Source organism: Bacteroides sp. 519 (assembly GCF_010500955.1).
Classification (GTDB): Bacteria; Bacteroidota; Bacteroidia; order Bacteroidales; family Bacteroidaceae; genus Bacteroides.
Map to the genome: position 1 here is coordinate 245,542 of NZ_QVMJ01000003.1, position 26,603 is coordinate 272,144.

At 40.4% G+C, this 26,603-nt stretch carries 20 protein-coding genes and 2 pseudogenes; 5 read left to right on the forward strand and 17 right to left on the reverse strand.

The features are described 5' to 3' along the window. The first annotated feature begins 516 nt into the window (after positions 1-516). From D0T85_RS04045 to D0T85_RS04060, 4 genes and pseudogenes are all read left to right on the forward strand, one after another. Positions 517-738: a surface glycan-binding family protein gene (locus D0T85_RS04045; protein WP_163210505.1), complete on the forward strand. Its 222-nt coding sequence runs from the start codon at positions 517-519 to the stop codon at positions 736-738. A 19-nt stretch (positions 739-757) separates the two neighbouring features. Continuing rightward, a pseudogene (locus tag D0T85_RS04050) lies at positions 758-1,048 on the forward strand (glucuronyl hydrolase); the annotation flags it as partial. A gap of 20 nt (positions 1,049-1,068) precedes the next feature. After that, entirely contained in the window at positions 1,069-3,066 is a 1,998-nt protein-coding gene (hepC, locus tag D0T85_RS04055) for a heparin-sulfate lyase HepC (RefSeq protein WP_163210506.1), read from the forward strand. Positions 3,067-3,171: 105 nt separating this feature from the next. Further along, positions 3,172-5,669, forward strand: a pseudogene (locus tag D0T85_RS04060) (DUF4962 domain-containing protein). Between the two features lie 123 nt (positions 5,670-5,792). On the opposite strand, the gene D0T85_RS04065 reads toward D0T85_RS04060, so the two are convergent. Further along, positions 5,793-6,485 carry a hypothetical protein gene (locus D0T85_RS04065; protein WP_163210508.1) on the reverse strand — a complete coding sequence of 231 codons (693 nt, stop codon included), beginning with the start codon at positions 6,483-6,485 and terminating at the stop codon, positions 5,793-5,795. A 41-nt stretch (positions 6,486-6,526) separates the two neighbouring features. Continuing rightward, positions 6,527-7,213, reverse strand: coding sequence for a hypothetical protein (locus D0T85_RS04070; protein ID WP_163210510.1), 687 nt, complete (start codon positions 7,211-7,213; stop codon positions 6,527-6,529). Between the two features lie 82 nt (positions 7,214-7,295). Between D0T85_RS04070 and D0T85_RS04075 the strand changes: the two genes are divergently transcribed. Beyond that, positions 7,296-8,624, forward strand: a complete 1,329-nt coding sequence (locus D0T85_RS04075; RefSeq protein ID WP_163210512.1) for a deoxyguanosinetriphosphate triphosphohydrolase — start codon at positions 7,296-7,298, stop codon at positions 8,622-8,624. A 111-nt stretch (positions 8,625-8,735) separates the two neighbouring features. Here the strand turns inward: D0T85_RS04075 and D0T85_RS04080 are convergent, their stop codons facing one another. From D0T85_RS04080 to D0T85_RS04150, 15 genes are all read right to left on the reverse strand, one after another. After that, complete coding sequence (locus D0T85_RS04080; protein WP_163210514.1) at positions 8,736-9,725, reverse strand: GNAT family N-acetyltransferase; 990 nt, start codon at positions 9,723-9,725, stop codon at positions 8,736-8,738. Position 9,726: 1 nt separating this feature from the next. After that, entirely contained in the window at positions 9,727-10,578 is an 852-nt protein-coding gene (locus tag D0T85_RS04085) for a 1-acyl-sn-glycerol-3-phosphate acyltransferase (protein WP_163210516.1), read from the reverse strand. 153 nt (positions 10,579-10,731) lie between these two features. After that, a complete protein-coding gene (locus D0T85_RS04090) occupies positions 10,732-12,387 on the reverse strand; it encodes an AMP-binding protein (protein WP_163210518.1) in 1,656 nt (551 codons plus the stop codon). A gap of 165 nt (positions 12,388-12,552) precedes the next feature. After that, entirely contained in the window at positions 12,553-13,107 is a 555-nt protein-coding gene (locus tag D0T85_RS04095) for a helix-turn-helix domain-containing protein (RefSeq protein WP_163210520.1), read from the reverse strand. A 91-nt stretch (positions 13,108-13,198) separates the two neighbouring features. Further along, on the reverse strand, positions 13,199-13,975 hold the full coding sequence (proC, locus tag D0T85_RS04100; protein WP_163210522.1) for a pyrroline-5-carboxylate reductase: 777 nt from the start codon (positions 13,973-13,975) through the stop codon (positions 13,199-13,201). A 10-nt stretch (positions 13,976-13,985) separates the two neighbouring features. Then, positions 13,986-15,560 (reverse strand): ATP-binding protein, encoded by a 1,575-nt coding sequence (locus tag D0T85_RS04105; protein ID WP_163210524.1) that lies wholly within the window; start codon positions 15,558-15,560, stop codon positions 13,986-13,988. Positions 15,561-15,577: 17 nt separating this feature from the next. Continuing rightward, positions 15,578-16,711: an aspartate aminotransferase family protein gene (locus tag D0T85_RS04110; RefSeq protein WP_163210526.1), complete on the reverse strand. Its 1,134-nt coding sequence runs from the start codon at positions 16,709-16,711 to the stop codon at positions 15,578-15,580. A gap of 89 nt (positions 16,712-16,800) precedes the next feature. Further along, complete coding sequence (gene argC / locus D0T85_RS04115) at positions 16,801-17,769, reverse strand: N-acetyl-gamma-glutamyl-phosphate reductase (RefSeq protein ID WP_163210528.1); 969 nt, start codon at positions 17,767-17,769, stop codon at positions 16,801-16,803. Positions 17,770-17,895: 126 nt separating this feature from the next. After that, positions 17,896-19,092 (reverse strand): argininosuccinate synthase, encoded by a 1,197-nt coding sequence (locus D0T85_RS04120; RefSeq protein WP_163210530.1) that lies wholly within the window; start codon positions 19,090-19,092, stop codon positions 17,896-17,898. A gap of 139 nt (positions 19,093-19,231) precedes the next feature. Continuing rightward, positions 19,232-19,777 (reverse strand): GNAT family N-acetyltransferase, encoded by a 546-nt coding sequence (locus tag D0T85_RS04125; RefSeq protein ID WP_163210532.1) that lies wholly within the window; start codon positions 19,775-19,777, stop codon positions 19,232-19,234. A gap of 19 nt (positions 19,778-19,796) precedes the next feature. Continuing rightward, positions 19,797-20,267 (reverse strand): arginine repressor, encoded by a 471-nt coding sequence (argR, locus tag D0T85_RS04130; RefSeq protein ID WP_163210534.1) that lies wholly within the window; start codon positions 20,265-20,267, stop codon positions 19,797-19,799. 150 nt (positions 20,268-20,417) lie between these two features. Further along, complete coding sequence (locus D0T85_RS04135) at positions 20,418-21,347, reverse strand: cation diffusion facilitator family transporter (protein ID WP_163210536.1); 930 nt, start codon at positions 21,345-21,347, stop codon at positions 20,418-20,420. A 54-nt stretch (positions 21,348-21,401) separates the two neighbouring features. After that, positions 21,402-22,274: an aryl-sulfate sulfotransferase gene (locus tag D0T85_RS04140; RefSeq protein WP_163210538.1), complete on the reverse strand. Its 873-nt coding sequence runs from the start codon at positions 22,272-22,274 to the stop codon at positions 21,402-21,404. A gap of 31 nt (positions 22,275-22,305) precedes the next feature. Beyond that, complete coding sequence (locus D0T85_RS04145; RefSeq protein ID WP_203558412.1) at positions 22,306-24,105, reverse strand: c-type cytochrome; 1,800 nt, start codon at positions 24,103-24,105, stop codon at positions 22,306-22,308. 14 nt (positions 24,106-24,119) lie between these two features. Further along, complete coding sequence (locus D0T85_RS04150) at positions 24,120-26,594, reverse strand: hypothetical protein (RefSeq protein ID WP_163210540.1); 2,475 nt, start codon at positions 26,592-26,594, stop codon at positions 24,120-24,122. Positions 26,595-26,603: the final 9 nt, after the last annotated feature.

Genomic DNA, 26,603 nt, shown 5'->3' on the forward strand with positions numbered 1-26,603 from the left:
TTGCCCCCAGTCGGGCTTCGCCCTTCACTGGGGGTTATTCAAATTGAATCCCAAGGGATTCACCATGCGGATAGCATACAATGAATCCCTTAACTTGATTGGGCGATGCCCTACATTGTAATCGTGTTCTTTGAATTACGAATTGTCAACAGGTGACCCCGATAGGGGTGATTGCTTATAAATCGTAACTATATAGACAACGAATCCAATGCTATATAGACGATGGGGCCAGTGCTATATAGCTCAAGAGGTCGATGCTATATAGCTCAAGGGTCCAATGCTATATAGAAGAAAACAAACCGTGCAGATGAGGTTTGGAGCACCGCCACGCCCCTTTTTCAACAAAACTAATACCGATTTCAACAAAAATGATATAGAATAATCGGTTTTTAAACAAAGAATAGAGAATATGAAAACACAATAATAACACTATATCCTAAATTTGCCAATATGGAAAAATAGTCTTTTTAGAACTATTATTATAAAATAAACAATCTAAATATAAAATCTGAAACAATGAATCTAAAACACATAACCTTAAGATTCTTGACGGTAATGTTGGTAGCAGCAGCTTTGCTTACCCATATATCATGTGATGATACGGAAACAACCGACTCAACTACCTTCATTCTGTATTATCCGGACCTTACAGACATCGGTCCGTCGATGATTGGTAAAATAAACAGTCCCGATCTATACCGGATACGATATCGATTTCCTGAATGTACAGTTGGATAAAAACCTCACCATGCCCACCCGCGATGCATCGGCTGCCTGTATTACCGCTTCTGCTTTCATTGAAATGAGCACCATGCTACCCAACGGTAAGATCTATCTGGATTATGCCGAGACTATACTGAAGAACTTATCCGGTGATGATTATCTGGCCAAGATAGGCGATAATCAAGGGTTTATTCTGATGCACTCAACAGGTTCGTTGCCTCATGGTTCGGAAATTGATGCCCCGTTAAATTATGCGGACTACTACTTCCTTGAAGCGTTGAAACGCTATATGGATGTAAAGGGGATTAGCTATAAAGATTTGTAAACAATTAAACCAATAATATCATGAACAAAATATCCAAATACCTTGCTATTGCCATTGCACGTTTGGCAGGTAAAATCACAGCACAGGAACTGAAAAGCGAGGCCTTTTCGCTTCTTAACCTCGACTATCCCGGCCTCGAAAAAGTGAAAGAACTCCACCAGAACGGGAAAGACGAAGAAGCCGCCAAGGCCCTGCTCAAATATTACCGCGCACGTACCCATGTTAAAACGCCTGACGTTGATTTGAGTAAAGTTAAAATCTCCAAGCAAGAACAAGAATGGGCCGACGATGCTTTGAACCATACATTCTTTGTACACAAAGGCTATCAACCTTCCTACAATTATGGCGAAGATATCAACTGGCAATATTGGCCTGTAAAAGACAACGAGTTACGTTGGCAGCTTCACCGGCACAAATGGTTTGGCCCTATGGGTAAAGCCTACCGCATATCGGGTGATGAGAAATACGCCAAAGCATGGGCACACCAATACATGGACTGGATTAAGAAAAACCCGTTGGTAGAGATAGACAAAGAAGAGTACGAACTAACAAGCGGCAACACATTCGAAGGCGCAAAAGAAAACATGCGCTTTGCCTGGCGTCCGTTGGAAGTTAGTCACCGTTTGCAGGACCAGACTTCGCAGTTCCTGTTGTTCCTTTCTTCTCCCTCTTTTACTCCGGAGTTTCTAACTGAGTTTCTGGTTAATTACCATAAGCACGCTGTGCATATTATGGGAAATTACTCCAAGCAAGGCAATCACCTTTTGTTCGAAGCACAACGCATGATATATGCCGGAGCATTCTTTCCCGAATACAAAAATGCTGTTACCTGGCGGAAGAGCGGAATTGAAATACTGAACGATGAGATCAAAGAACAGGTGTATGATGATGGCGGACAGTATGAACTCGACCCACATTATCATCTGGCAGCCATCAATATATTCTGCAAAGCACTTTATATGGCCGATGCCAATGGATTCCGTAATGAATTTCCCCAATCTTATCTGGATACCATAGAAAGCATGATTCTATTCTATGCAAACATCTGTTTCCCGGATTACAGCAACCCTTGCTTTAGCGATGCTAAACTGGGCGACAGGGGTACCGAAGTGCGCAACTACAAAACATGGGCAAAACTGTTTCCACAAAACGAGCAAATCAAGTACTTTGCTACCGAAGGTAAAAGCGGCAAACAACCCGAAAACCTGTCTAAGGCATTCAAAGCTACAGGGTTCTACACATTCCGCAACTCATGGAAGAACGATGCTACTGTAATGGTATTGAAAGCCGGACCCAAAGGAGAATGGCACAACCAACCCGACAATGGCACATTCGAACTTTGGTTCAATGGCAAAAACCTCTTCCCCGATTCGGGAGCATACGTATATGCAGGAGACGATGAGGTAACAGCACTTCGCAACTGGTTTCGTCAAACAATGGTTCACAACACACTTACGTTGGACGATAAAACACTCAAAACAAGAGAGTCGGTATGCAAATACTGGAACGCCGAGGGCGATGTTCAAACACTGGTTACCGAAACACCCAGCTATAAAGGATTAACCCACCGCCGTACAGTGTTCTTTGTAGATAACACCTATTTCGTTTTGGTAGATGAAGCCTATGGTGATGCGGTAGGAGAAGTAAATCTGCACTATCAGTTGGCCGAAGGAAAAGTGAACCTCGACTCTAAAGCAATGACTGTTATATCCGATTATAAAGGAAACAGCAACGTAAAACTGCAATGTTTCGGAGAAACCCCTTTAAAGATGAAAGAAGAGGAAGGATGGCGCTCAACCGATTATCGCAAACGCGTAGAACGTACAGCACTTTCGTTCAACACACCGAAAGAAGCCAAAAGTACAGCCCGTTTCATTACAATTATTTATCCTTTTGCCAATCAGAAGAATGTACCGGCTTTATCAGCCAAATTCAATAACAAACAATTCTCAACGTCGAATGTAAATGTTGAGGTGAAAGTTAACAGAAAGAAGCGTACCCTGAAAACTGATTTTTAAAACCAACAAATCATGATAAATCAAACAGCAATAGGCATCGACTTGGGTGGGGGCTGTATCGTTAATAAATCTTTGATTGCATGAAAAACCCGTTATTCAAAACTTATCATACTTTTTCTTTTCCTGTTTCCTTATGTAACACAGGCAGGCCATATAATCAAAACAGATAAAGAAACACTGATGCACGAAGTACGTGTTACCCCTTCGCCTTTGGATGGACAACATATCACTGTGAATCCGCCCCGGTTTATGTGGCCGGATAAATATCCTCATCTGGGTGCTGTATTAGATGGAATTGAAGGACATGAACAAAAACCACATGTTACTTACCGTATACGTATATCAAAAGATGCATCATTTAAAAAAGATGTGATTACTGCCGAAAGAAACTGGGCGTTCTTCAATCCCTTTCAACTTTTTGAAGAGGGCAAGTGGTACTGGCAGCATGCTTTTGTTAACAACGGACAAGAAGAATGGTCGCCGGTATATCACTTTTTCATTGATAAAAACACTCGTGTTTTTAATCCGCCTTCATTTGCAGATGTAACAGATAAATTTCCAACTACACATCCCCGTGTTCTTCTCGATCGGAAAAACTGGGATACTGTTATTGCTAAAAACAAAGATAATCCTGAAGCTAAAGCCTATATCACTAAAGCCGATAAGGCTATGTTACAACCCTTGCATCATTTAAGCCGGGAAATTGATACAACATCTTTAGCTGGTTTAACAAATGAAGTGCAATGGAAATCAGCACTGATTCGTGAAAGCCGTAAGATAGTGGACAGAGAAGAACGAAACATAGAAACCATGGTGCGTATTACAAGGAAGCCATGCGCCGCCTCACCGAAATTATTTCATGGAAAGGTAACCGATACTTTGCTGGCGACTTCAACCTGAGTACCATATTATCTATGAGTACATCGGCCTACGATGCCTTTTACAACATTCTGACCCCGGCCGAAAAGGATTTACTGCTTGCTACAATCAAGGAGAACGGCAGTTTGTTTTTTGAAGAATATGTTAACCACCTTGAAAACCGTATTGCCGATAACCATGTGTGGCAAATGACTTTCCGTATCCTGAATATGGCTGCCTTCGCTACATTGAATGAACTTCCTGAAGCTACTGTCTGGGCCGATTATTGTTATAACTTCTGGGTATCTCGTTTGCCCGGACTCAATGATGATGGTTCGTGGCACAATGGCGATTCTTATTTTCAGGTGAATCTCCGTACATTGATTGAAGTTCCGGCATTTTACGGACGCATAACCGGGTTCAATTACTTTGACGATCCTTGGTATAACAACAATGCGTTATATGTTATTTATCATCAACCCCCATTCTCCAAATCGGCCGGACATGGAAATGCACACGAGCGGATGCTTACACCTGGTAGTGTACGTGTGGGTTATGCCGATGCATTGGCTCGCGAGTGCAACAATCCGTGGGCAGCAGCATACGTCAGATACATTAAAGAACGCGATCCGGATATACTAAAAGCCTCTTTGGGATCAAAACCGGCCGACTTAACATGGTATCGTTGTCTTACAGATAAGCTTTTGCCCAATCCGTCGGTCTCACTTTCTGATTTACCTTCTACTAAAGTCTTTTCCAAAAACGGAGTGGCTACCATGCACTCTTCGTTGGGCAATCCCGGGCAAAACGCCATGCTTTCTTTCCGTTCCAGCCCGTATGGAGCATCTTCGCATGCGTTGGCCAATCAAAATGCATTCAATACGTTTTATGGCGGCAAACCAATATTCTATAGCAGCGGACATCGCACAGGCTTTACCGACGATAATAGCATGTATGCCTATCGCAATACCCGGGCACATAACAGCATACTGGTAAATGGCATGGGGCAACGTATCGGCACCGAAGGTTATGGCTGGATTCCCCGGCATTATGAAGGAGAAAAGATTTCCTATGTAGTTGGCGATGCCTCGAATGCGTATGGTGAGGTTGTATCTCCGCTTTGGCTGGAACGTGGCCGCCTTTCAGGAACCAAGTTCACCCCAGAGAATGGTTGGGATGTTAATAAGACCGGATTGTTCCGCCGCCATATTATTCAATTAGGAACAAGCGGGTTGCATATTGTCTATGAAGAGTTAGAAGGCAAAGAACCTGTAACATGGAGTTATTTGCTACATACCACACAATACCCTATGGTTGTAGAAAATCAGGAGAATGGTGTAATGGTACATGGAAAGAACGATCTGGGTACATCGGTTGCACATGTGTTCTGCTCCGAACAAACAGAAAACAAAACAGTACCCCACCCCGATCATTGGCTTTTTTCGGCTACTACTCAACTTTGTGAGAAAGCTCGCTTTCTAACTGTAATTGATACACATGGAAACGATAGCCCCCATGTTGAGGTTATTCGTAAAGGAGATACCATTGAAGTAGCAGGCTGGACAATACATTGTAACCTAACACCATTGGGAGAAGCTTTTATTGAATTGCAAAACAAAGAAGAAAAAGCATCTTTGTTATATAACCGGACCAAGAATGGAGGAGCTACACTTATTACTGACCAAACGAAAGGACAAACAGTAAAACAGAAGCTTGTAGATTATTTGCCTGATTTTGAAATTTGAGAAAATGATTGAAACGTTTTCTTATATTTTCTCATCACGATGAGAATCTTTTCTCATCACGATAAGAAACATTTCTCATTAGCATGAGTATTTGTTCTCATCGTGGTGAGAAAAAGTAGCTCTTTACTTTACAATAAAAGTAGTAGCATTGGTTAAATAAGTCATCTCATCATTCATCTTCTTCAATACTTCTTTAAATTCTTTATCATCACGTCCCGGATTGAACTGAGCACTACAACCTTCGTTCATCTTAGTACGGGTTTCCGTCAATGCGTAATGTGCCAAAAGCGCAATATCCTGAAATATATTTTCTGGGTTTGCAATAATACCATCACATTTATCTGCCAATTCTTTGATTGCAGCATTAGCTACATCACAATCACTTTGCAAAGACTCCACAGGGAATTTATAAGGTGGCTGTTCGCTCAACTTTTTAGTATTAACAGCGAAAACAACACCAGCCGGAAGTTCATCTGCAAATTCTTTATAGTAATCTGCTGCTCTGTATATTTTATGATAAACAATCTTTTGACTACCAGATCTTGTGCCCACTGTTTCTTTTGCCTCTTCATCCAGCCCGAATGCCCAATGAGAATGTGTACGATCAATAAAAAGCGTATTCAATATTTTCACTGGTAGTTTTACCACTCCTTCGTCAGAGTTATATTCATAACTATTCTCTTCGTAAATATGATCTATATTATTGTTCCGGGCTTTTTCGCTGATGTAAAAATTTGCATGCAACATATAGGTAGAAAGAGTAGGATTCATGATTGTTTCCGACTTGTTGCTGTTTATTTTGGTTAGAAAATTCACAGAGCTTCCATTATAAGTCAAAGTGTGTTTGCCTTGGGTTCTTATTTTAATTCTATCTGGTCGTTGATTACCTTAAAAGTGATAGTATGCTGAATCTTTTTCTTTATCTCGGTATGATGGGTTTTCTTTGTAGCACCATACTTCTTACGCCTTCTGCGTGTGCTGTATTTCACATAAGACTTCTTTTCCTGTTTTACTTTTGGATGCGAGATATCATCCGAATCTGGTTTCAGTTCTATTTCAAACAGATATATTGGGTTGTTGTTTACAACAGAGTACTTTATAAATAACAGATTATCGAATTTATAATTATCTGGTATTTGTTGTTTCATCTCTTCCAGTTTAGATATGGCATCAGAAAAATTGGGAGAGGAGCTATATATCTTCTCCTTTCGTTTATTATCCGGACTGGTTGGATATCCATGAAAAGTCAATCGGTCAGATTCTGCCGAATAGCTGAAGTTTGCCATGTACTCTATTGCCGGGTCGGAAGGTACTGCATTTATAAACATCAATTTGAAATAGCCAACATTTCCCGGCCCTTCATCCGAAAAAGTTGTAGTATAAAGATTAATGTTATCTATTTTATATCCCAGATTGATGATACTATCTACTTGCGTTTGTAGTTTTTCTAATAGTTGAGAATTGTCAATCTTCTGTCTGTTATCTGTACAAGAAAATAATAAAACACTAAAAGTCGTTATCAGTAGGGCGCTGTTCTTTCTCATCTTAATTAGTCTGGGGCGCAAAGGTAAGAAAAGTTGTTGAAGTGAATAAATTTCTGTATATCTTTGTATTCTAAATTTCTTAATGATGGATTGGAGAACATTGATTTCGGCGAAACGTTATGGGATGGAGCAATTTCATCAGGTAAGAGAAGAAAACCGTTCCGAATTTCAGCGAGATTACGACCGGCTTATTTTCTCGGCACCTTTTCGCCGTTTACAAAATAAAACCCAAGTATTCCCTTTGCCGGGAAGTGTATTTGTTCATAACAGATTAACGCATAGCTTAGAAGTATCGTGTGTAGGCAGATCGTTGGGGAATGATTGCGCCAAAGCACTGCTAGAGAAACATCCGGATTTAAAAGATTCTTTCTTACCCGAGATTGGTTCAATCGTTTCTGCTGCTTGTTTGGCACACGATTTGGGCAATCCTCCTTTTGGTCATTCGGGCGAGAGGGCCATATCAAAGTATTTTGAAGAGGGCGAAGGCAAGAAACTTAAGAACGAACTAACCAAAAACGAATGGCAAGACTTTATTCACTTTGAAGGAAATGCAAATGCCTTCAGGCTGTTAACCCACCAATTTGAGGGAAGACGCGAAGGTGGTTTTGTGTTAACCTATTCTACATTAGCCTCTATTGTAAAATACCCATACTCTTCTAGCTTAGCCGGAGGGAAATCTAAATTTGGGTTCTTCACTACTGAGGAAGATGCTTTTCGTAAAATTGCCCTTGAATTGGGTCTCAAAAAAATACAGGATAGCCCCTTAGCGTATGTTCGACATCCGCTAGTTTACTTAGTTGAAGCTGCCGACGATATTTGTTATCAGTTAATGGATATTGAAGATGCGCACAAACTAAAAATACTTACCACTGAAGAAACCAAAGAACTGTTTCTGAATTATTTTCCGGAGGAAAGACAGGAGAAAATGAAACGTGTATTTAAGTATGTGCGCGATGTAAACGAGCAGATTGCTTACTTACGTTCGTCGGTTGTTGGCCTGCTTATTCAAGAATGCACACGGGTGTTTGTTGAGAATGAGGAGAAGATTCTGGATGGCGAGTTTAAAGGTCCACTAATAAAAAGTGTTTGCGATCAGGCCGCTGTTGCTTATAAAACCTGTTCCGATTTATCTTTTAAGAAGATATATCGCGCACGCGATGTTCTTGATATAGAGCTGGCTGGTTTCCGGGTAATCAGTACCTTACTCGATTTAATGGTAGAGGCTGTTCAATATCCCGACAAAGCTTATTCGCGCTTACTGATTGACCGGGTATCCGATCAATACAACCTGAGAGCGGAGGGTTTGTACGAACGTATTCAAGCCGTACTGGATTACATCTCAGGTATGACTGATATATTTGCTCTCGATTTATACAGGAAGATTAATGGTAATAGTTTGCCGGCAGTGTGATGAGTTATGAGTAGTGAGTAATGAGTAATGAGTTTTGAGTTAGTACCCATGCGGCATCGTAACTCAAAACTCACTACTCATAACTCATTACTCATAACTCATTACTCATAACTACTTCTCTTTATATATTACCTTGTTAGCTCCCGATGTTATTTTGCAATCTTGCGAATCGTTCTTCACAAAAGATTCGATATGGCGCATGCGTTTCTCTTCCAGGATTTCGTCTACATTAATCAGTATACCGGTTTCTTCCACATCACCAAACCCATAGTTGATGGCTGTTCCAAACATACGCATGGTAGGGCTCAGACTCATGTATGCGTTTACCAAAGGAGGGATATTATAACCCAGTTTACGTACTTCGGCATTCAGTATGCGGTAATCTTCTTTAAAGGTTTCTTTATTGAAAAGAGCAGCAAGTTCCTTTTCATCCGATTGGATTATTAATGGCCTTACAGGAGTTATTAAGCTGTCTTTATCTTCAAAATGTTTCTTCAGGAAATACAATATCATATCGCGGCCTTGCGGATGATAGCTGGGATACATTGTTACTTTTCCAAAGAAAAATTTCACCTCGGGCATTATTACTGTTAATGCACCCAAGCCATCCCAAAGATTATCCAGTGCAAATAAGCCTTTGCTGCCGGCACGCGATGATTGATACTCAAGTGTAACAAACGACCGCCCAAGTTCAATGGTTTGAGGCAAATAATTACTAATAAACTCATCGGAGAAGTTGAACATATGAGCCGTAGCAAGAACAGGGCGTCCTTTCTCGTCAAACTCAACGTCGGTTCCTAAAATATACCTGTAGCCCCCCAGTATTTCTTCGGCTTCGGGATTCCATACAATCAGTTGCTTGTAAGGATTCTCCATGGTATCGTATTCATCGATATCCAACGATTTTCCCGTTCCGCCGCCAGCTGCACGAAAAGCTATTTCACGCAAACGACCTATCTCCCTCATAATATTAGGAGAATTCTGATAAGTAACAATGTATATCTGATTGTTACTCTTATTGGTCATTCGCAGTCTTTTTTCTTCTGTGAGTTCCGCTTTTATCAGTTCTTTATTTACTGGCGGGATGATCTCTTCTTCCATGTTATTTACCTTTTTCTGGTGATTCTTGGTTCTGTCCTAATTTGTAAACTTCTTCTTTTACATACTCGGCCCACTGAGCCGGAGTTTTTGATTTGTCGAACGTTTGCCAAGGAATAGGTTTGCCGAAAGTTATAGTGAATGTTTTATGACGGTTTTTCATCATTTCATCCACCAGATATATCATTGCAATATTAAATTTGACACCGAGCTTCTTACATAAGTTTGCCAGATTATAAAAGAAGTCTGAGTTTCTGCCTTCAAAGTGTATGGGTACAACATCTCTTTGTGTTTGTACACTTTTAACTATAAATGTCTTTGACCATTGCAGATCGCGGATCACTCCATTCTGTCGTCTGGAACATAATCCGGCAGGAAACATAATCATGTGATTGTCCGACTGAAATCCGGCTTCAACCATACGGGGAAAGTCTTTTGATTGTTTTCCTGTTTTGTTTATGGGGATAAATAAGGGAGCAAGTCCACGAACAGACATTAACAGGTCGTTCACCAGGTACTTTACTCTTCCGTTGTAATGGTTACCCAATACGTAGCCCAGTGCAACACCATCTTGTCCGCCAAGCGGGTGATTAGAAACGAATGTCAGCAAGCGATCATCGGGTAAGTTCTCGATTCCTTTTACTTCGACTTTGGCATCCAGAAACTCCATGCATGCATCCAAAAACTCTACCCCTACTTTATCCTTCGACTCTTCAAGGAATACATTGAGTTCGTCCTGATGAATAATTTTCTTCAGATACGATATCAGAAACTTGGGTACATATTTATAGTGCTTCGGCGCTTTAGTGCGAAGTATCTTGTCAATGTCTATTAAATGATCTGAATCTTGCGTCATCCTGTTCTCATAAAAAAACAATTCTGCAAAATTAAACTAAGTTTTTTATTTATTGCAAAAAAAGATAATAAATTGAGTTTTGAGTAGTGAGTTTTGAGTAGTGAGTTACGATGCCGCATGGTAACTCACTACTCACTACTCATTACTCAAAACTTATTTCTCGTCATTCTGACGGATTTCTACTCTTCGTATTTTACCACTGATTGTTTTGGGTAGTTCCTCAACAAATTCAATTACACGTGGATATTTATAAGGAGCAGTTACTTTTTTAACGTGTTCCTGCAACTCCTTCACTAGTTCGTTGCCGGCACGATCCTTATATTCTTTGGCAAGAATAATTGTTGCCTTAACAACCTGTCCGCGTATTTCATCCGGAACTCCTGTAATGGCACATTCCACAACTGCGGGGTGTGTCATCAGGGCACTTTCTACTTCGAACGGCCCAATGCGGTAACCCGAGCTCTTGATAACATCGTCTGTACGACCAACAAACCAGTAATAGCCGTCTTCGTCTTTCCAGGCAACATCACCAGTGTGATAAATACCATCGTGCCATGTTTCGTTGGTACGTTCAGCATCGCGATAGTACTCTTTGAAAAGACCGATTACTTTCTTTTCGCCTGTGCGTATAACAATTTCTCCCTGTTCACCGGCTTCTACGGAACGGCCTTCATAATCAATCAGGTCTACATTGTATTGAGGGTTTGGCATACCCATACTTCCGGGTTTCGGTTCCATCCAAGGGAATGTGGCAATAGTTAGTGTGGTTTCGGTCTGCCCAAATCCTTCCATCAACTTGATTCCGGTTAATTTCAAGAAGTTCTCGTAAACGGCAGGGTTCAAGGCTTCGCCTGCAATGGTGCAGTATTCAAGCGATGAGAGGTTATAGTTAGAAAGGTCTTCGCGTATCAAAAACCTGAATATGGTGGGAGGAGCACACAACGATGTTATGCGATAATCGTTTATCTTTTTAAGAATTTCGGCAGGAACAAACTTTTCATGGTCGTACACAAATACGGTTGCTCCGGCAATCCACTGTCCATAGAGTTTTCCCCATACGGCTTTTCCCCAACCGGTATCGGCAATGGTTAGGTGTATACTGTCCTTATGCAGGTTATGCCAGTAGCTTCCGGTTGTGATATGTCCCAGCGGATAAGTAAAATCGTGGGCAACCATTTTAGGTTCGCCGGTTGTACCCGATGTAAAGTACATCAATGAGATGTCGTTGTTTGTATTTACGTTTTCCGGACGAACAAAAGGTGCTGCATTTTCAATGCCTTTATGGAAATCTTCAAATTCTTCGGGAATAACAGGTCCAACACTAACCAGCTTTTGCAGTGTAGGACAATCGGGTTTTGCTTCGAGGATATGGTTGTTTATTACTTCTTCGCCTGCTGCAACAATCATTTTAATATCGGCTGCATTGCAACGATAAACAATATCTTTTTTAGTTAACAGATGGGTAGCCGGAATAACAACTGCACCCAGTTTATGAAGTGCAATAATGCTAAACCAAAACTCATATCTGCGTTTAAGGATAAGCATCACCATATCACCACGACCTATTCCCAGGCTTTGGAAATAAGAGGCAGTCATATCTGTATATTTTTTCATTTCGGCAAAGGTGAATTCACGGCATTCATCTTTGTCGTTTGTCCACAATAAAGCACGTTTATTGGGTTCGTTTGCTGCCCATTCGTCAACTACATCGTAACCATAGTTGAAGTTCTCGGGCACTATTATATTCAGGTTCTTAGCAAAGTCTTCTGATGAAGTAAATGTTGTTTGAGATAAAAACTTTTCGACCATTATTTTAAGTATTTGAGTGAGGTAAAGGAGGTAAAGTCAGGTAAAGGTTATAAAGTAAATAAAGGCAGTAAAGTAAATAAAGGCAGTAAATAGGACTCCTTTATTCTCTATCTTCTTTATTCTCTTTACCTCCTCTACCTCACTTTACCTCCTTCTTTACTAACTTTACAATATTACCGCCAGGAATTGCACCTTTTTACCATCGAGTGCTTTCATTCCATGTGGGAGTTTTGAATTAAAATAGATACTATCTCCTTCGTTAAGAATAAGTTCTTTTCCGCCTATGCTAAGCAACATACGGCCTTCGAGTATATAGTTAAACTCTTGCCCGTTGTGACAGTTGTAATTCATAGGTGCATTTTCATCCTTCGGCTCAACGGTTACTATAAACGGATCGGCTTCACGCTTAATAAATCCCGAAGCTAACGATTGGTACTTATATGCTTTGGTGCGTTCGATAGAAACTCCTTTGCCTGCACGTGTCAGGAAGTAAGAGTTCATTTTGGGTTCTTCACCAAACATTAGTGCATCGAGGGCGATATCATAAGTTCGTGCTATTTTTTGGAGCATGCTTACAGAGATATCATATTCGCCTGTTTCTGCTTTTTGGTACTCTTCCTGAGAAATATCGGCGCCTGTGGCCAATTCTTCAACACTTAATTCCAAGACTTCGCGTAGCCCACGCAAACGTTCTGCTATTTGTTTAATCTGGTCGTCCATACTATTTGAGTTTTGAGTGAGTTTTGAGTAGTGAGTAATGAGTGATGAGTTTTGAGTTCAATTCCGCATGGATCTCAAAACTCACTACTCACTACTCATTACTCTTTTTTATTGCTTTTATAATTGCGGATGTAAATCCGGCATGATCTAATTCATTAATCCCTTTAATAGTAATGCCTCCTGGGGTAGTGACTTTATCAATTTCTACAGAGGGATGGGTTTCGTTATTCAGTATAATCTCTGCGGCTCCTTTAACAGATTGGGCTACCATTTTCATGGCATCCTTAGGATAAATACCCATTTCTATTCCTGCCTGCATAGCTGCCTGAATGTATTTGAACACATACGCAATGCCACAGGAAGTCAGAGCTGTGGTTGCAGGTATATGTTTTTCGGGAACAAGCATTGCCAATCCCAGCTCGTTGAAGATATTGAGAATGAGTTGTTGCTGTTCTTCGCCTGCATTTAAAGAGGCAATCAGTGTCATACTGGCCAATTCGGAAATAGCAGTATTGGGCACTAACCGGAATAGTACAGCAGAAAGAGAAGTCCACGCAAGATATTCTGTTAAGGGTATGCCGGCTACAATCGAAACAAGGATCTTTTTGCAGTAATCGGCTTCTATATTAACAAGAATTTCTCTTGCCAACCAAGGTTTCACTGCAAGGATAATAATATCGGCTGCATTTACAGCTTCCTGATTATCTTTTGTTATATTGATCTCCTGATTGTAAGCCTTCAACTCATTCAGGTTTGCATCCGAAATATCGGATACGAATATATCTTTTGCTTTTACGATACTTCCTTGTGTCAGTCCTTTGGCAATGGCGCCTCCCATGTTGCCTGCGCCGATAATAGCTATTTTCATTAATTTTGAGTTATGAGTTATGAGTTTCCTCGTCTATCAGGTATTTTCCTATATTCCGTTCTTCCTTATCAAACTCAACACCTACCTTTACTAATTTCCGTTTGTCAACACTGTAAGGAATCAAATAACCTTTTGCATCAATTTGTTCCAGTGCTTTTTCGGCAGTATCGTTGAGTTTGAATTCAAATAGATAAATCTGATCGCGTGTCCACACCACAGCATCGGCACGCCCGCGGGCACTTCGCACTTCGGTTTGAACAAACTCTCCCATCAGTTTGAATACGAGATAGAAAATCACCTGATAATGCCGTTCGGTTTTATCATTAAGTTCATAAGGAATATCGGCAAAGAAAGCTTTCAGCCGCTGCATAAACGAAGGAATATCGCCACTACGCAACTCGCGAACAAAATGACTGATATGGAATGACTGTTCATCGTCTGTTACAGAAGTATAGAAAGGTGCGAGAAATTGCAAGAAAGCATACTCTACCTCATCGTTTGGGAAATTCAGTTTATAAAGTCCGAACTCCTTGTCATGCCCTTTGATGGTAAGATAACCGCTTTGGTATAGCAAGGGGATAGGATTCCCGGATTCTGCACGATATTCACTAAATGCACGTGGGGCAGTTTCTACTCCATCAATAAGAGTACGTAAATCATAGTCACTCTCTTTCAGAAGATCAATCAGGAAAGTGGGAGTACCGGTTTGAAACCAGTAATTATCAAACTGAAGATATTGCAACGCGTTTAATACACTGAAAGGATTGAAAAGCCCCGGAGTGTTTTCGCGGAAGTGATATCCATCATACTTCCGGGTCATTTTATCGACAGTTTCGTCAAAGGTCAATCCATGTACCGTGGCTAAAGCTTCGAGTTCCGGTTTAAATGTCGAAACCAGTTCATCTTTTGTTATACCACACAATGTAGCATAAACAGGAGCCATACTGATATCACTTAACTGATTAAGATCGCTGAATACGCTTACATGGGCAAACTTGGTTACTCCTGTCAGGAGTACAAAACGCAGGTGTTCATCGGCACTCTTCAGTACACCATAAAAAGCTTTCAGGGTACTACGTAATTGAGCCAACAAATCTTCATTTTGAATATTTTGGAGCAAGGGTTTATCGTATTCATCTATTAATACCACCACACCCATACCGGTTTGTTCATTTGCACGGCGGATGACACCAGCAAAGCGAGTGGATAGAGTGCTTTCATTGTCACTTCCGTAAAGTTTTTCCCATTGTTGTAAATAAGAATCTATCAATGCCTCCAAGCGCTCCACACTATCAAACTTTTCGGCATTTAAATCCAGATGAAGCACTGGATACTGGTTCCATGATGTTTCCATCTGTTCAATGGCAAGCCCTTCGAACAAATCTTTGCGTCCTTGGAAATAAGACTTAAAAGTACTTATCAGCAGACTTTTACCAAAACGCCGGGGACGACTCAGGAAATAAGGTTTTCCTAAGTTAGCTATCTGCCATACAAACGCTGTTTTATCCACATAGAGATAGTTCTCTTTGCGAATCTGTTCAAAGGTTTGTATCCCTATTGGAAGTTTACGAAGTGGGGTGTTCATATTAATACGGTTTTCTACTACACGAAGGTACGTAAAATTTCTGAAAGTTTTTCCAGAAACTCTTTTGCCTCATCCATGCTTAAGCATAATGGCGGTAACAATCGGATTACATGTGTGCCGGTAACTCCTGTAAACACTTTATAATCGAATAGTAATTTACGACGTAAATCTTTTACCGGTTCTTCGAATTCCAATCCAATCATTAATCCTCTTCCTCTTACTGCTTTTATCTGAGGGAACTTTTTCAGTTCTTCCATCAGGAAGGCACCTACTTTGGCTGCGTTATCCACCAGATTTTCTTTCTCCATCACATCGATCACTGCCAAGGCAGCAGCACAAGCCAGATGATTACCTCCGAATGTTGTTCCCAACATTCCATATACAGGAGTAAATAAAGGACTGATTAGGACGCCTGCTAACGGAAATCCGTTGCCAATTCCTTTTGCCACAGTTATAATGTCTGGTTTAATGCCGGCATACTGATGCGCAAAGAACTTTCCGCTTCGGCCATAGCCACTTTGTATCTCATCAAAAACAAGGATGGTACCAGTTTTAGTACATAATTCTCTGGCTTCGCGCAGGAAATCATCGTCGGGAATAACAATGCCTCCTACCCCTTGAATACCTTCGATAATAACAGCACAAATTTCTTCGGTTTCCAGTTCTGCTTTCAATGCGGCAATATCATTGAGGGGTAAATAGGTTACATGTTTGTTGTTGTTGATCGGAGCTATAATCTTTGGATTATCGGTAGCCTCAACAGCTAAAGACGTACGTCCGTGGAAAGACTTGTTGAAAGAAATAATGCGTGTACGCCCGTTATGGAAAGAGGCTAGTTTTAAGGCATTTTCGTTAGCTTCGGCTCCGGAGTTTATCAGGAACAAAGAATAATCTTCGTACCCGCTGATTTTACCCATGCGCTCGGCAACTTCCTGCTGCAACTTGTTTATAACTGAGTTGGAATAGAATCCAAGTTTACTTACCTGATTGCTTATTCTTGCAACATATTCTGGATGTGAGTGACCAATGGAGATAACTGCATGTCCTCCATACAGGTCAAGATATTTATTGCCCTTATCGTCCCATACATGGCAGCCTTTTCCTTCTACAATGTTGATGTCAAATAGGGGGTATACGTCGAATAGATTCATAATTTAAAAGTTTTGAGTTATGAGTTTTGAGTTATGAGTTTCGATGCCGCATGGACACTCAGAACTCATTACTCAAAACTCAATACTAATTAAAAAGCCGAAGGCTTTAACTTCAACCCTACTGTTTCTTCCAGATTAAACATGAGGTTCATATTATGGACAGCTTGTCCGGATGCACCTTTCAGAAGATTATCAATGCAAGAGATTATCATCAGCTTATCTTCATGCTTTTCCAGGTGGATTAAGCATTTATTGGTATTAACAACTTGTTTCAAATCAATGTTCTTATCCACAATACAAACAAATGAGTCTTTTTCGTAATACTCACGGTATATTCTTAACAGCTCGGGTAATTCTACTTTGCATTTCACTATAAGGGTAGCAAAGATGCCTCTTGGAAAGTTACCTCTATACGGAATAAATGTTATATCCGAGTCGAAGCTGTTTTGTAATTGCTTCAAAGACTGCTTTATTTCGGGTATATGCTGATGGGTAAAGGGTTTGTAAACACTGATGTTATTATCACGCCAGCTAAAATGAGATGTTGCTCCAGGTTTAACTCCGGCTCCGGTGCTTCCGGTAATGGCATTCACAATGATATCATCGTTCAACATCAGATGTTTGGCCAATGGAAGTAACCCGAGTTCAATACAGGTGGCAAAGCATCCGGGGTTGGCTACATAGTTGGCTTTACAGATTGCACGTCTGTTCAGTTCGGGCAGTCCATAAAGGAAGTTATGGTCATCGTTTTCAATACGATAATCCATAGAGAGGTCTATTATCTTTAGATTCTCTGGAATGTTATGGCTTTCCATAAATTTACGGGTATCGCCATGGGCTGTACAGAAGAACAACAGGTCGATGTCTTCTAAGGGTAGCTGGTCGGTGAATGTTAAATCACATTCGCCATAAAGGCCTTCGTGTACATCGGTTATTTTGTTTCCGGCGTTGCTTGAGCTGTTTATAAATACAATATCGGCGTCAGGATGGTTAACGAGTAACCGGATTAACTCGCCTGCTGTGTAGCCTGCTCCACCAATAATTCCAATTTTAATCATATTCTTTAGTCATATTTTTTAGACACGGATGACGCGGATTGCACGGATTTTAAGACACGGATTTAATTTATTATATTATCCGTGAATTTTGATCCGTGCAATCCGTGTCATCCGTGTCTAAAATTATTATCCATTCTTTTTCTGATTAGCATAATACACCCTTAATGCCGTAGATGAAATCTTGGTAAACCCTTTTGCATCCTCAGCAGTCCAGCCTTTCTGAACTTCACCGTATTCGCCCAATTCATTTTTAACCAGATCATAATCCGATTCAACCCCAACAAGTGTGTAGCTGTAAGGACGAAGCTGGATAATTACCGTACCATTAACATTGCGTTGTGAACTTTGCAACATTGCCTCGATGTCGCGCATAACCGGTTCAAGATATTGAGCTTCGTGCAGAAACATACCATACCATGTGGCAACCTGTTCTTTCCAGTATTGCTGCCATTTACTTAATGTATGTTTTTCAAGAAGCTTATGTCCGTTGATAATTAATAGAGGGCCTGCTGCTTCGAATCCAACACGACCTTTCAATCCTATGATTGTATCGCCTACATGCATATCGCGACCAATGCCATATTTACTACCAATTTCCTCTACCTTGTTTATTGCTTTTACAGGATCGGTATATGTTTCACCATTGATTGCTTTCAGTTCGCCTTGTTCAAAGGTAAGTTTAAGTATTTCGGTACCTTCGGCAGTAACCTGACTAGGGTATGCTTCTTCTGGTAAAGTCTGATCGCTTTGCAATGTTTCTTTTCCTCCGATCGAAGTTCCCCACAATCCTTTGTTTATAGAATACTCCATCTTTACAAAGTCGGCTTCGTAACCATGTTCGCGCAGATAGTTTATTTCGTATTCACGGGTAAGAATCATATCGCGGGTAGGAGTGATAATTTCTATTCCCGGTGCAAGAACTTCGAAAGTCAAGTCGAAACGAACCTGATCGTTACCAGCTCCGGTACTTCCGTGTGCAATGGCATCGGCACCTATCTCGCGGGCATAATCGGCAATGGCAATGGCCTGAAATATACGTTCGGAGCTAACAGAGATTGGATATGTTCCATTACGAAGCACATTACCAAACACCATATATTTAATGCTCTTTTCATAATAATCTTGAGTAACATCCAGATTTACGTGTTTAACTGCACCCAGCTTATATGCTTTCTCTTCTATGCTTTTAAGTTCCTCTTCGGTAAATCCACCTGTATTAGCAATAGCAGTATAAACTTCGTATCCTTTGTCTTTAGACAAGTACATGGCACAGAAGGATGTATCCAAACCTCCACTGAATGCCAAAACAACTTTCTTTTTCATTGGTTCTAATATGCCAATGTGCCAATATGCCAATGTATTAATTGGCTGGCGCATGGACTTTTTTAAAAAGGTTATTATTATTTATTCATTTTATTATTCAAACATTGGCACATTGGCATATTAGCACATTGCCACATTATCATTTCTTTTCTTTCTCCGGATCATAAAGCATAGCTGTACAAATACAGTATTTACGTTCCGTGCGTACAAGAACATCGTGGTTTACACAGCCCTCGCAACCTTTCCAAAAGGCTTCATCATCGGTCAGCTCCGAGAAAGGAACAGGAACATATCCTAGTTCTGTATTGATTTTCATTACAGCTCCACCACTTGTTAGGCCAAATAGTTTGGCATTGGGCCAACGCAGGCGCGACAGTGTAAAAGCTGCTTGTTTAATTCGCTTAGCCAGTCCCTGACCACGGAATTTTTCAACAACAATAAGTCCCGAATTGGCTACATATTGTTTGTTGCCCCAGCTTTCGATATAACAAAATCCGGCGAACTCTTCACCATCTAAAGCAATGATTGCTTTTCCTTCTTTCATTTTTTGCGCCAGGTACTCATGAGTACGTTTGGCAATTCCTGTACCTCTAACCTTCGCGGCCGCAGTTATTGTATCAAGAATAGTGTCGACATATATTTCGTGAGAGGCATCTGCCACCATCACATCGATCTGCTTATCCATTTTTGCTTTCTAATACAAATTAAATATTTGGAATAATAAATGATAACATTGTACGAACTGCACTTTGTGTAACTCCCTCTCGAAGCACCATCATAATAGTATCATCACCGGCTATTGTTCCCAGTATATCGGGAAAATCACGGTCGTCGATATCGTATGCAATACTGCTGGCATATCCCGGACGTGTTTTTATCACTGCAATATTACCCGAAAACTGTAAGGAAACAAATCCGTTATGACGCATCATTTCACTTGCCGACTGGTCGGTGGTACGCTTATACATTATATTGTTTGGCAATACATATATATACTTGCCGTTCATAGTTGCTGCTTTGGCTACCTTTAATTGCTTCAAATCACGAGAGAGGGTAGCTTGTGTAAGTTGGAAACCCTCCTTATTCAACTCGTTTAAGAGGTCCTCCTGAGAACTTATTTCTTTATTGGATATGATTAGTTTTATGGTGTCTAATCGCGTAGCTTTCTTTCTCATAAATGCATAATTATTCTTTGTGGGTGCAAAATTATGCATTTATTGGGAATTTTATGCATAAATGAGGGGAAAAGTTTTGAGTGATGAGTAATGAGTTTTGAGTTACCATGCGGTATCATTACTCAAAACTCATTACTCATCACTCAAAACTCATTTCATCATTTCTTTGTTTATACCAAACTTTTCTACTTCGTGGCACACTCCGGCGGGTTCTACATGTACCATGATGTCGTATACGTTTTCAATAAGTTGTTTGATGCTCTTTTCTACATCGGTGGCAATATCGTGTGCGTGGTTTACTGTTATATCTCCGTCTACTTCAATGTCTAAAGCTATCATATACATATTACCCAACTGCCTTGAGCGTACACGATGAGGGTTCAAAGCACCTGGTACTTTTTCTACAGCTTCGAATATTTTATTGTATATTGATTCATCTTTCACACCATCCATTAACTCAACATTCGAATCCATGAAAATAGAGATGGCCGATTTTATAATAAAGATGCTGATTAGTAACCCTGTTACCGAATCGAGAATAGGAAGTTTAAAGATGAAAGTAAAAATCAATCCCACCAGCACCCCGGTAGAGATTAACACATCATTCCGCATATTTATAGCATTAGCGGTAAGCATGGAACTATTTACTTTTTTTCCCTGTTTATATTGATACCATGCCAGCAATAGTTTTCCTGCAATAGAGAATACGGTTACATATATTGCTATTGTAGCCGGCATTTCTTTGGTTTCGCCAGATAGCATGCTTTCTACTGATGATATGAACATTTGTACCCCGGCATAGAAGATTACAAGTGAGAGTATTTTGGTGGCAATACCTTCGGCCTTATCGTAGCCGTATACATATTTGCGCGAAGGCGGACGGTTAATGATACGGGCAGTAAATATCATCACAATAGATATAATAACATCTGTGGCCGAGTCGATACCATCGCCTACTACAGCCAGACTTCCGGATAGCAAACCGATTATAATTTTAGATAGGGATAAGATGGAGTTCCCTATTGTGCTTATCCATGAGGTACGGATTAAAATCCTATCCCGCAAATCAGGGTTATTCATAAGTTAATTCATTGAACCAACAAATTTACGTAAAAAGATTATATTTCATATCTTTTATTTATTTTCCTTTTCCATCAGATATACAGAAGACATTGTTTGAATCTGCGGGTGCTCTTTCAGCGTGAAAAGAACTTTTTTCTTTCTATTTATCAGAAACAAGTGAATTTTATTTTCCACATTTCCATGTCCGGTCCAATTGGTAAAGAGTATTTTTTTGTCAGGAAAGCAGTGCATACCTCCCAAGAATTTCAAAGGTGCATTGGGTATATCCTTGTTTGAGAACTCCCATACACATTTACCTTTTTTATTTAGTTCAATGATACGGGGATTCTGTGTCATATCAGCTACAGAAATCAACGTATTACCATTTGGCAAGCGGATAACCGAATGTGGCCCCCCCGGTACTTCTACTTTCCAAACTTCTTTGCCCTCGGCATTATATTCTTTTACCACCTGATTACTATAATGGGCTACCAAATAGTTTCCGTTTGGTAATTGTCGGGCATTTCTCATAAAGCCAAATCCCCCATCAGAAACGCCTTCTGGTAATATAGAAATACTTTTAACGATTTCTCCCAGTGGTGAAATTTCGAGTAAACGCCCAGCATTACATTCACCTACAAAAGTATTTCCATTTGCTAACCGTTGGCAGGCAAAAATTGCACTTTTTGATTGGTAATGAAATATTGTATCGTTTTGCCGTGTCATTTCAAGTACTCCTTTGCCAGTAGTAAACAATATGTTTCCATTGGGTAGCATCCATATATCGTTAGATTCGGGGGCTTCGTGCTGCCATACTATTTTATTATCCTGCATAATAAACACAATGCCCTGCGAATAATCGCATCCAGCAAAGGTGCCCAATTGTGCAGACAGATTTAATAAACACATCTGCAACCCGATAAAAAAAGAGATCCTTCTAAACATAGTTTATTGTTTTTAACTTGAATAATGCAGGTCAGAGTGATAATATGTATTCGGCCAATTCATCCAATTCTTCATCCGACATTGACACATTCGGACCATGTATCTCTAACATTTCGCGCATGGTATAGGCACGTCCGTCATACAGATAAGGCGCTGTTCGCCATGACTCATTTAGGGCGGGGACATCCATTTTTACGCCCTTACTAGCACCATTTGTCCAAGGTACATCATATTGTTTCAAATCGGTATAATATGCTCCTGAGTGACAGAATGCACAATGATTGTTAAACGTTATTTTTCCTTTTTGGGCTGTTTCTGTTAATTTTCCGTTTTTTAAATAAGGACTTGGCTCGGGTGATAAGGATTTCAGGTACTCATCCATGGCAGAACATACTTCCTCGTTGGGCTCGGCAAATAAGATGTGTTTAAATCCTGCCCGAACAGCAACTTCAGCATTTTTTCGTATTCCGGTTATCATACTTGGTGCGGTTTTATGAGATAAAAGTAATGTCTTGGTATTTTTAGGATTGCCCATACCATCATTCAAATTATCCCAATTAAGTCCATCAGCACGAGCATCATTCGGGTGACAAGTTGCGCAACTTTGCCAGCCTTGAAAGCCCAACGTAGCATCGTGGAAATACATGTTTCCTTTTCCCTGAGTTGTAGAAGATAACGCTACCCCATATGGTCTGTTCACTGTCTTTTCGCCCGAATTTATTTGTATTTCAACAATTTCTCCAGTAAAATAATTGGCTACATATATTTTCTTATTCATTGATACAACTGTACGTGCACCTTTTCCTTCTGTGGGTATATAGTTGGAGATGCCGTGCAAAAATCCTGCATCGTTTGGAATATCATCCCATTTTTGGGTCGAAGGTGTTTCGAACTGCCCGTTTTGAGCACTCCGTAAACGATTGTGTAGTGCTATGCGATCAATAGCTACTAGTTCATCGACTCCCGAAGCGGCTACTATTATGAATTTATTATCTATAGATACTGTTACACCCCATGGATTTGCACTCCCCTTCTGAGGGGTGTCCAATAAAACAGTAGTTATTAACTCTCTTTTTTGTAAATCAACAATGGATAAAGCATTTGTACTCATCCAGCCTCTATCCACCTGATTGGTGGGCAACTGATAGCGAGCCAACAGATGTGTTATATATGCATAGGAACCATCATGCGATGCGGCTACAGCTTTAACATCGGTTGAGCCGTTAGGCAGCATTATTCTCTTACTTACTCGCTTCGATAATATATCGACTACCGACAACTGTGCTGCCAAAGGAAAACTTAGTGATGACATTTCCGGCATATTGTTAACAACTAGTAACAAACTGTCGGAAGCAAAGGAAATCATATCTACAGGTTCGCGTCCCACCTCGAAAGTAGAAATAATTTCTTTAGTCTGAGGGTTTATTTCATTTATCCTATTCTTAAAACGTTGGGTTATCCAAAGCGAATTGGACAAAGAATTGTACACAACAGAAGATGGGGAATTTCCAATTTTTGTTTGTGAAATGATTTTCAGACCAGATGTTTCTAATTCGCACAATTCACCATTGTATCCGTCGCATACTATCCATAGATGCCCATTGGCATCTGTATCCATATCAGTTACAGGTGATTTAAATTTCACTTTACCTTCTATAGTATGCAAATCCGTTTTTAAGCGAATCAATTCGTTTTCGCTACGATTGGCAACATACAGTTTTTCATTGTTGCTATCAACAAACATTTTGTCGGGGGCGAATATGTTCTGTTTATCGCAGCTAATCAACAAACATAATATAGCAACAAATAGTATATATGTTATTTTTTTCATTTCCATCATTCTTTTTATTGAAACGTTTGAAGGTACAAGAGGATATTTTTTTCGTTTTCTTCTTGTGCTTTTTTCTGTTTCTCTTCGTAGTATTCGTAGTATTTCATTTCATCCGGTGTCCAATCATTAGCTTCTTTATAGTTGCCCACAAAAGGAACAAGCAGGTCGAGCCATGTCGAAACCGTTTCTATTTCGTTCTTAGTAAGCGTAACGCCACCATGACCATTTTCGAGTCGTTTAATGAGGTTGCTCGTTGCTGATCCGGCAAAATAAGGTTTCAGTATGGTTGGTTCGGATAAACTACTTATCCAGTTCACTTCGGGATGATGCGGATTGCCCTGCCACGAATCGTTATCATGTGTAGTTTTTCTTGCATGGGTAAGATTCAGATAAGAGTCTGAATATTTCCGTCTGGTCTGTGTATCTACTACCTTTAAATCTCCCTTGAGGCTCATAGAATGTTTTACTCCATCATGGCACGATATACATTTTGCATCCCATATAGGTTGCACCTCTTTAATATAGCTGAAATTGCGCTCGCCAATACCTTCCGGTTCAATTATCCGGATACCTTTCTCCATGGCTATAGACATCGGATGAGATGTTAAAGGAACTGTATTTTTGTGTTCATGACAACCTACACAACTTTGAGTTTCTCCCGGTTGCAGTGTAGACCAGCTCCGCATGGTTTGCACTACCTTGTTATTTTTGTCTAACGCCTGAAAATACAGAGGTGTACGTGCAGGAACGCTAAAGAAGGCCGATCCATCGGGTTCTACATCTATTGTTCCCAATATACGTTTCACATCCCAACTAGCATTACCTACCCCTACTGGCGTGAAGGCATGTCCAGCACCACCAGCACCTACCCCAAAAGCAGCACCAACACTGGCAGGACGGTAGATTATTTCTACAATACGTAGTTTCTTGACTGTACCCGGTTCTATCCCATCGAGTCCGTTTCCGGCATATATATTTTGCATATAATACACACCGTTTTTTTTGTTATAATTCACAATATTTGCACGTGTAAACGGACGCTTACGGGCCGACAACATTACGGGCTGATTACACGATATGTTCGCATCTGCCGCTAACAATTCCCTTTCTCCATCTACATTCATCCAGTAAATAGCAAAGTCAATAGGTCTGCCAACGTAGTAACCTAGTGGAGAATAAGAGATTAGAAAATCTTTTTCGCTGAGCGGATAAGGATACTGAAACTGATCGCTAAACTGACCATATTTATCAATTCTTTCGGCTTCGGGCTTCCGCTGAGGAGCTACAAAGGTTACCCCTTCATTCTCGTGGCGTCCGGCTTCGGGGTCGATAATTCCCAACTTTCCATGTTGTGGTGTATGATGCCCTATGAATGTACCCATTATTTTGCGTGTACCCGGAATCTGACGCGCATGTACTACAGTGGTAGGAAAGAAACTATTTGCCCCATAATATTCCGTTTGTCCTGTTCCATCCGGATTCATCTGAAAAAGAGGCTGTGTAAATATCTGCCCACGGTCGTTATAGTCCCAACGGGTATAAATCACGCGTCCATCATCCAATACCGATGGCTTGGTGGTATGCACTTGATCGTAGCCAACACGCCTGATATATTTACCTTCCCTATTGCACAGAAATAAATTACTCACTTCTACTTTCCAGCAATCAACAGCATTACCACCACGTGTGGAGTTGAACAAAATATTCCCATCTGGTAAATAAACAGGTTCAATATCAGCGTAGCCCAAACCCGCTGTCAGCTGTTTTACTTTCTGAGATGGGATTTCCATTTCATACAGATGGAAGTCGTCCTCCTTCTGTGATTTTTTCCATGAAAAAAGAATATGTTTTCCATCGAAATGCACATCCGGATCACGAAACACACCGACCGAATCGGATAGTAATGTCTCTTCCTGTCCCCAGATACCATTCATTTTTAATAGAGACAATTCGCTACCCGGAAAGAAATTACATTCGTCGCGGGCATCAGAAAGCCCCTCTGTATAAGCATAAAAAGATGGACGAAGTACTTCTGATTTGGTAAAAATTATTCCAGGGCTATTTTTTACAAACGAAGCCAATCGTTGTTCACGACGTTGTGTGCAGGCTTTTATATATACATCAAAAGCTTTCCGTATACTTTCGGAAGTGTTTCCTGTTGTATCGGGCAAATTATGTTTCTGCAAACGATCTGCTAGTTGTCTGGCCAAGCTACCCCTAAACCAATCGATGTTATCTCCATCCTGCAACCACCAATCATAATACACAGGATATTTTTTATATAAATCTTTATGATGAAGGCTTCGGGTTTCTCTCATTTCAGATTCCTGACACTGAGTTACTTCATCGAATGAATAATTCAGAGCAGTAATAAAAGCCTCTAATTCTCCCAATTCATGACTTTTATATTCTTTTTCTAAAGGTTGAGGCTGACATGCAGAGAAAAGGATAAGGCATAAACCAATTATTGATAGATATCGACCTGACATTTTTATAAA

Excerpts from the sequence above, each read along its gene's own strand:
- proC (WP_163210522.1), bottom strand. The coding sequence starts at position 13,975 with ATGAAAATAGCTATTATCGGCGCAGGCAACATGGGAGGCGCCATTGCC.
- D0T85_RS04150 (WP_163210540.1), bottom strand. The coding sequence starts at position 26,594 with ATGTCAGGTCGATATCTATCAATAATTGGTTTATGCCTTATCCTTTTC.
- D0T85_RS04085 (WP_163210516.1), bottom strand. The coding sequence starts at position 10,578 with ATGACGCAAGATTCAGATCATTTAATAGACATTGACAAGATACTTCGC.
- D0T85_RS04140 (WP_163210538.1), bottom strand. The coding sequence starts at position 22,274 with ATGTTTAGAAGGATCTCTTTTTTTATCGGGTTGCAGATGTGTTTATTA.
- D0T85_RS04145 (WP_203558412.1), bottom strand. The coding sequence starts at position 24,105 with ATGAAAAAAATAACATATATACTATTTGTTGCTATATTATGTTTGTTG.
- D0T85_RS04120 (WP_163210530.1), bottom strand. The coding sequence starts at position 19,092 with ATGAAAAAGAAAGTTGTTTTGGCATTCAGTGGAGGTTTGGATACATCC.
- D0T85_RS04080 (WP_163210514.1), bottom strand. The coding sequence starts at position 9,725 with ATGGAAGAAGAGATCATCCCGCCAGTAAATAAAGAACTGATAAAAGCG.
- D0T85_RS04070 (WP_163210510.1), bottom strand. The coding sequence starts at position 7,213 with ATGAGAAAGAACAGCGCCCTACTGATAACGACTTTTAGTGTTTTATTA.
- D0T85_RS04135 (WP_163210536.1), bottom strand. The coding sequence starts at position 21,347 with ATGAATAACCCTGATTTGCGGGATAGGATTTTAATCCGTACCTCATGG.
- D0T85_RS04105 (WP_163210524.1), bottom strand. The coding sequence starts at position 15,560 with ATGAACACCCCACTTCGTAAACTTCCAATAGGGATACAAACCTTTGAA.
- D0T85_RS04125 (WP_163210532.1), bottom strand. The coding sequence starts at position 19,777 with ATGGATAAGCAGATCGATGTGATGGTGGCAGATGCCTCTCACGAAATA.
- D0T85_RS04110 (WP_163210526.1), bottom strand. The coding sequence starts at position 16,711 with ATGAATCTATTCGACGTATACCCCCTATTTGACATCAACATTGTAGAA.
- D0T85_RS04090 (WP_163210518.1), bottom strand. The coding sequence starts at position 12,387 with ATGGTCGAAAAGTTTTTATCTCAAACAACATTTACTTCATCAGAAGAC.
- hepC (WP_163210506.1), top strand. The coding sequence starts at position 1,069 with ATGAACAAAATATCCAAATACCTTGCTATTGCCATTGCACGTTTGGCA.
- D0T85_RS04075 (WP_163210512.1), top strand. The coding sequence starts at position 7,296 with ATGATGGATTGGAGAACATTGATTTCGGCGAAACGTTATGGGATGGAG.
- D0T85_RS04095 (WP_163210520.1), bottom strand. The coding sequence starts at position 13,107 with ATGGACGACCAGATTAAACAAATAGCAGAACGTTTGCGTGGGCTACGC.
- argR (WP_163210534.1), bottom strand. The coding sequence starts at position 20,267 with ATGAGAAAGAAAGCTACGCGATTAGACACCATAAAACTAATCATATCC.
- argC (WP_163210528.1), bottom strand. The coding sequence starts at position 17,769 with ATGATTAAAATTGGAATTATTGGTGGAGCAGGCTACACAGCAGGCGAG.
- D0T85_RS04045 (WP_163210505.1), top strand. The coding sequence starts at position 517 with ATGAATCTAAAACACATAACCTTAAGATTCTTGACGGTAATGTTGGTA.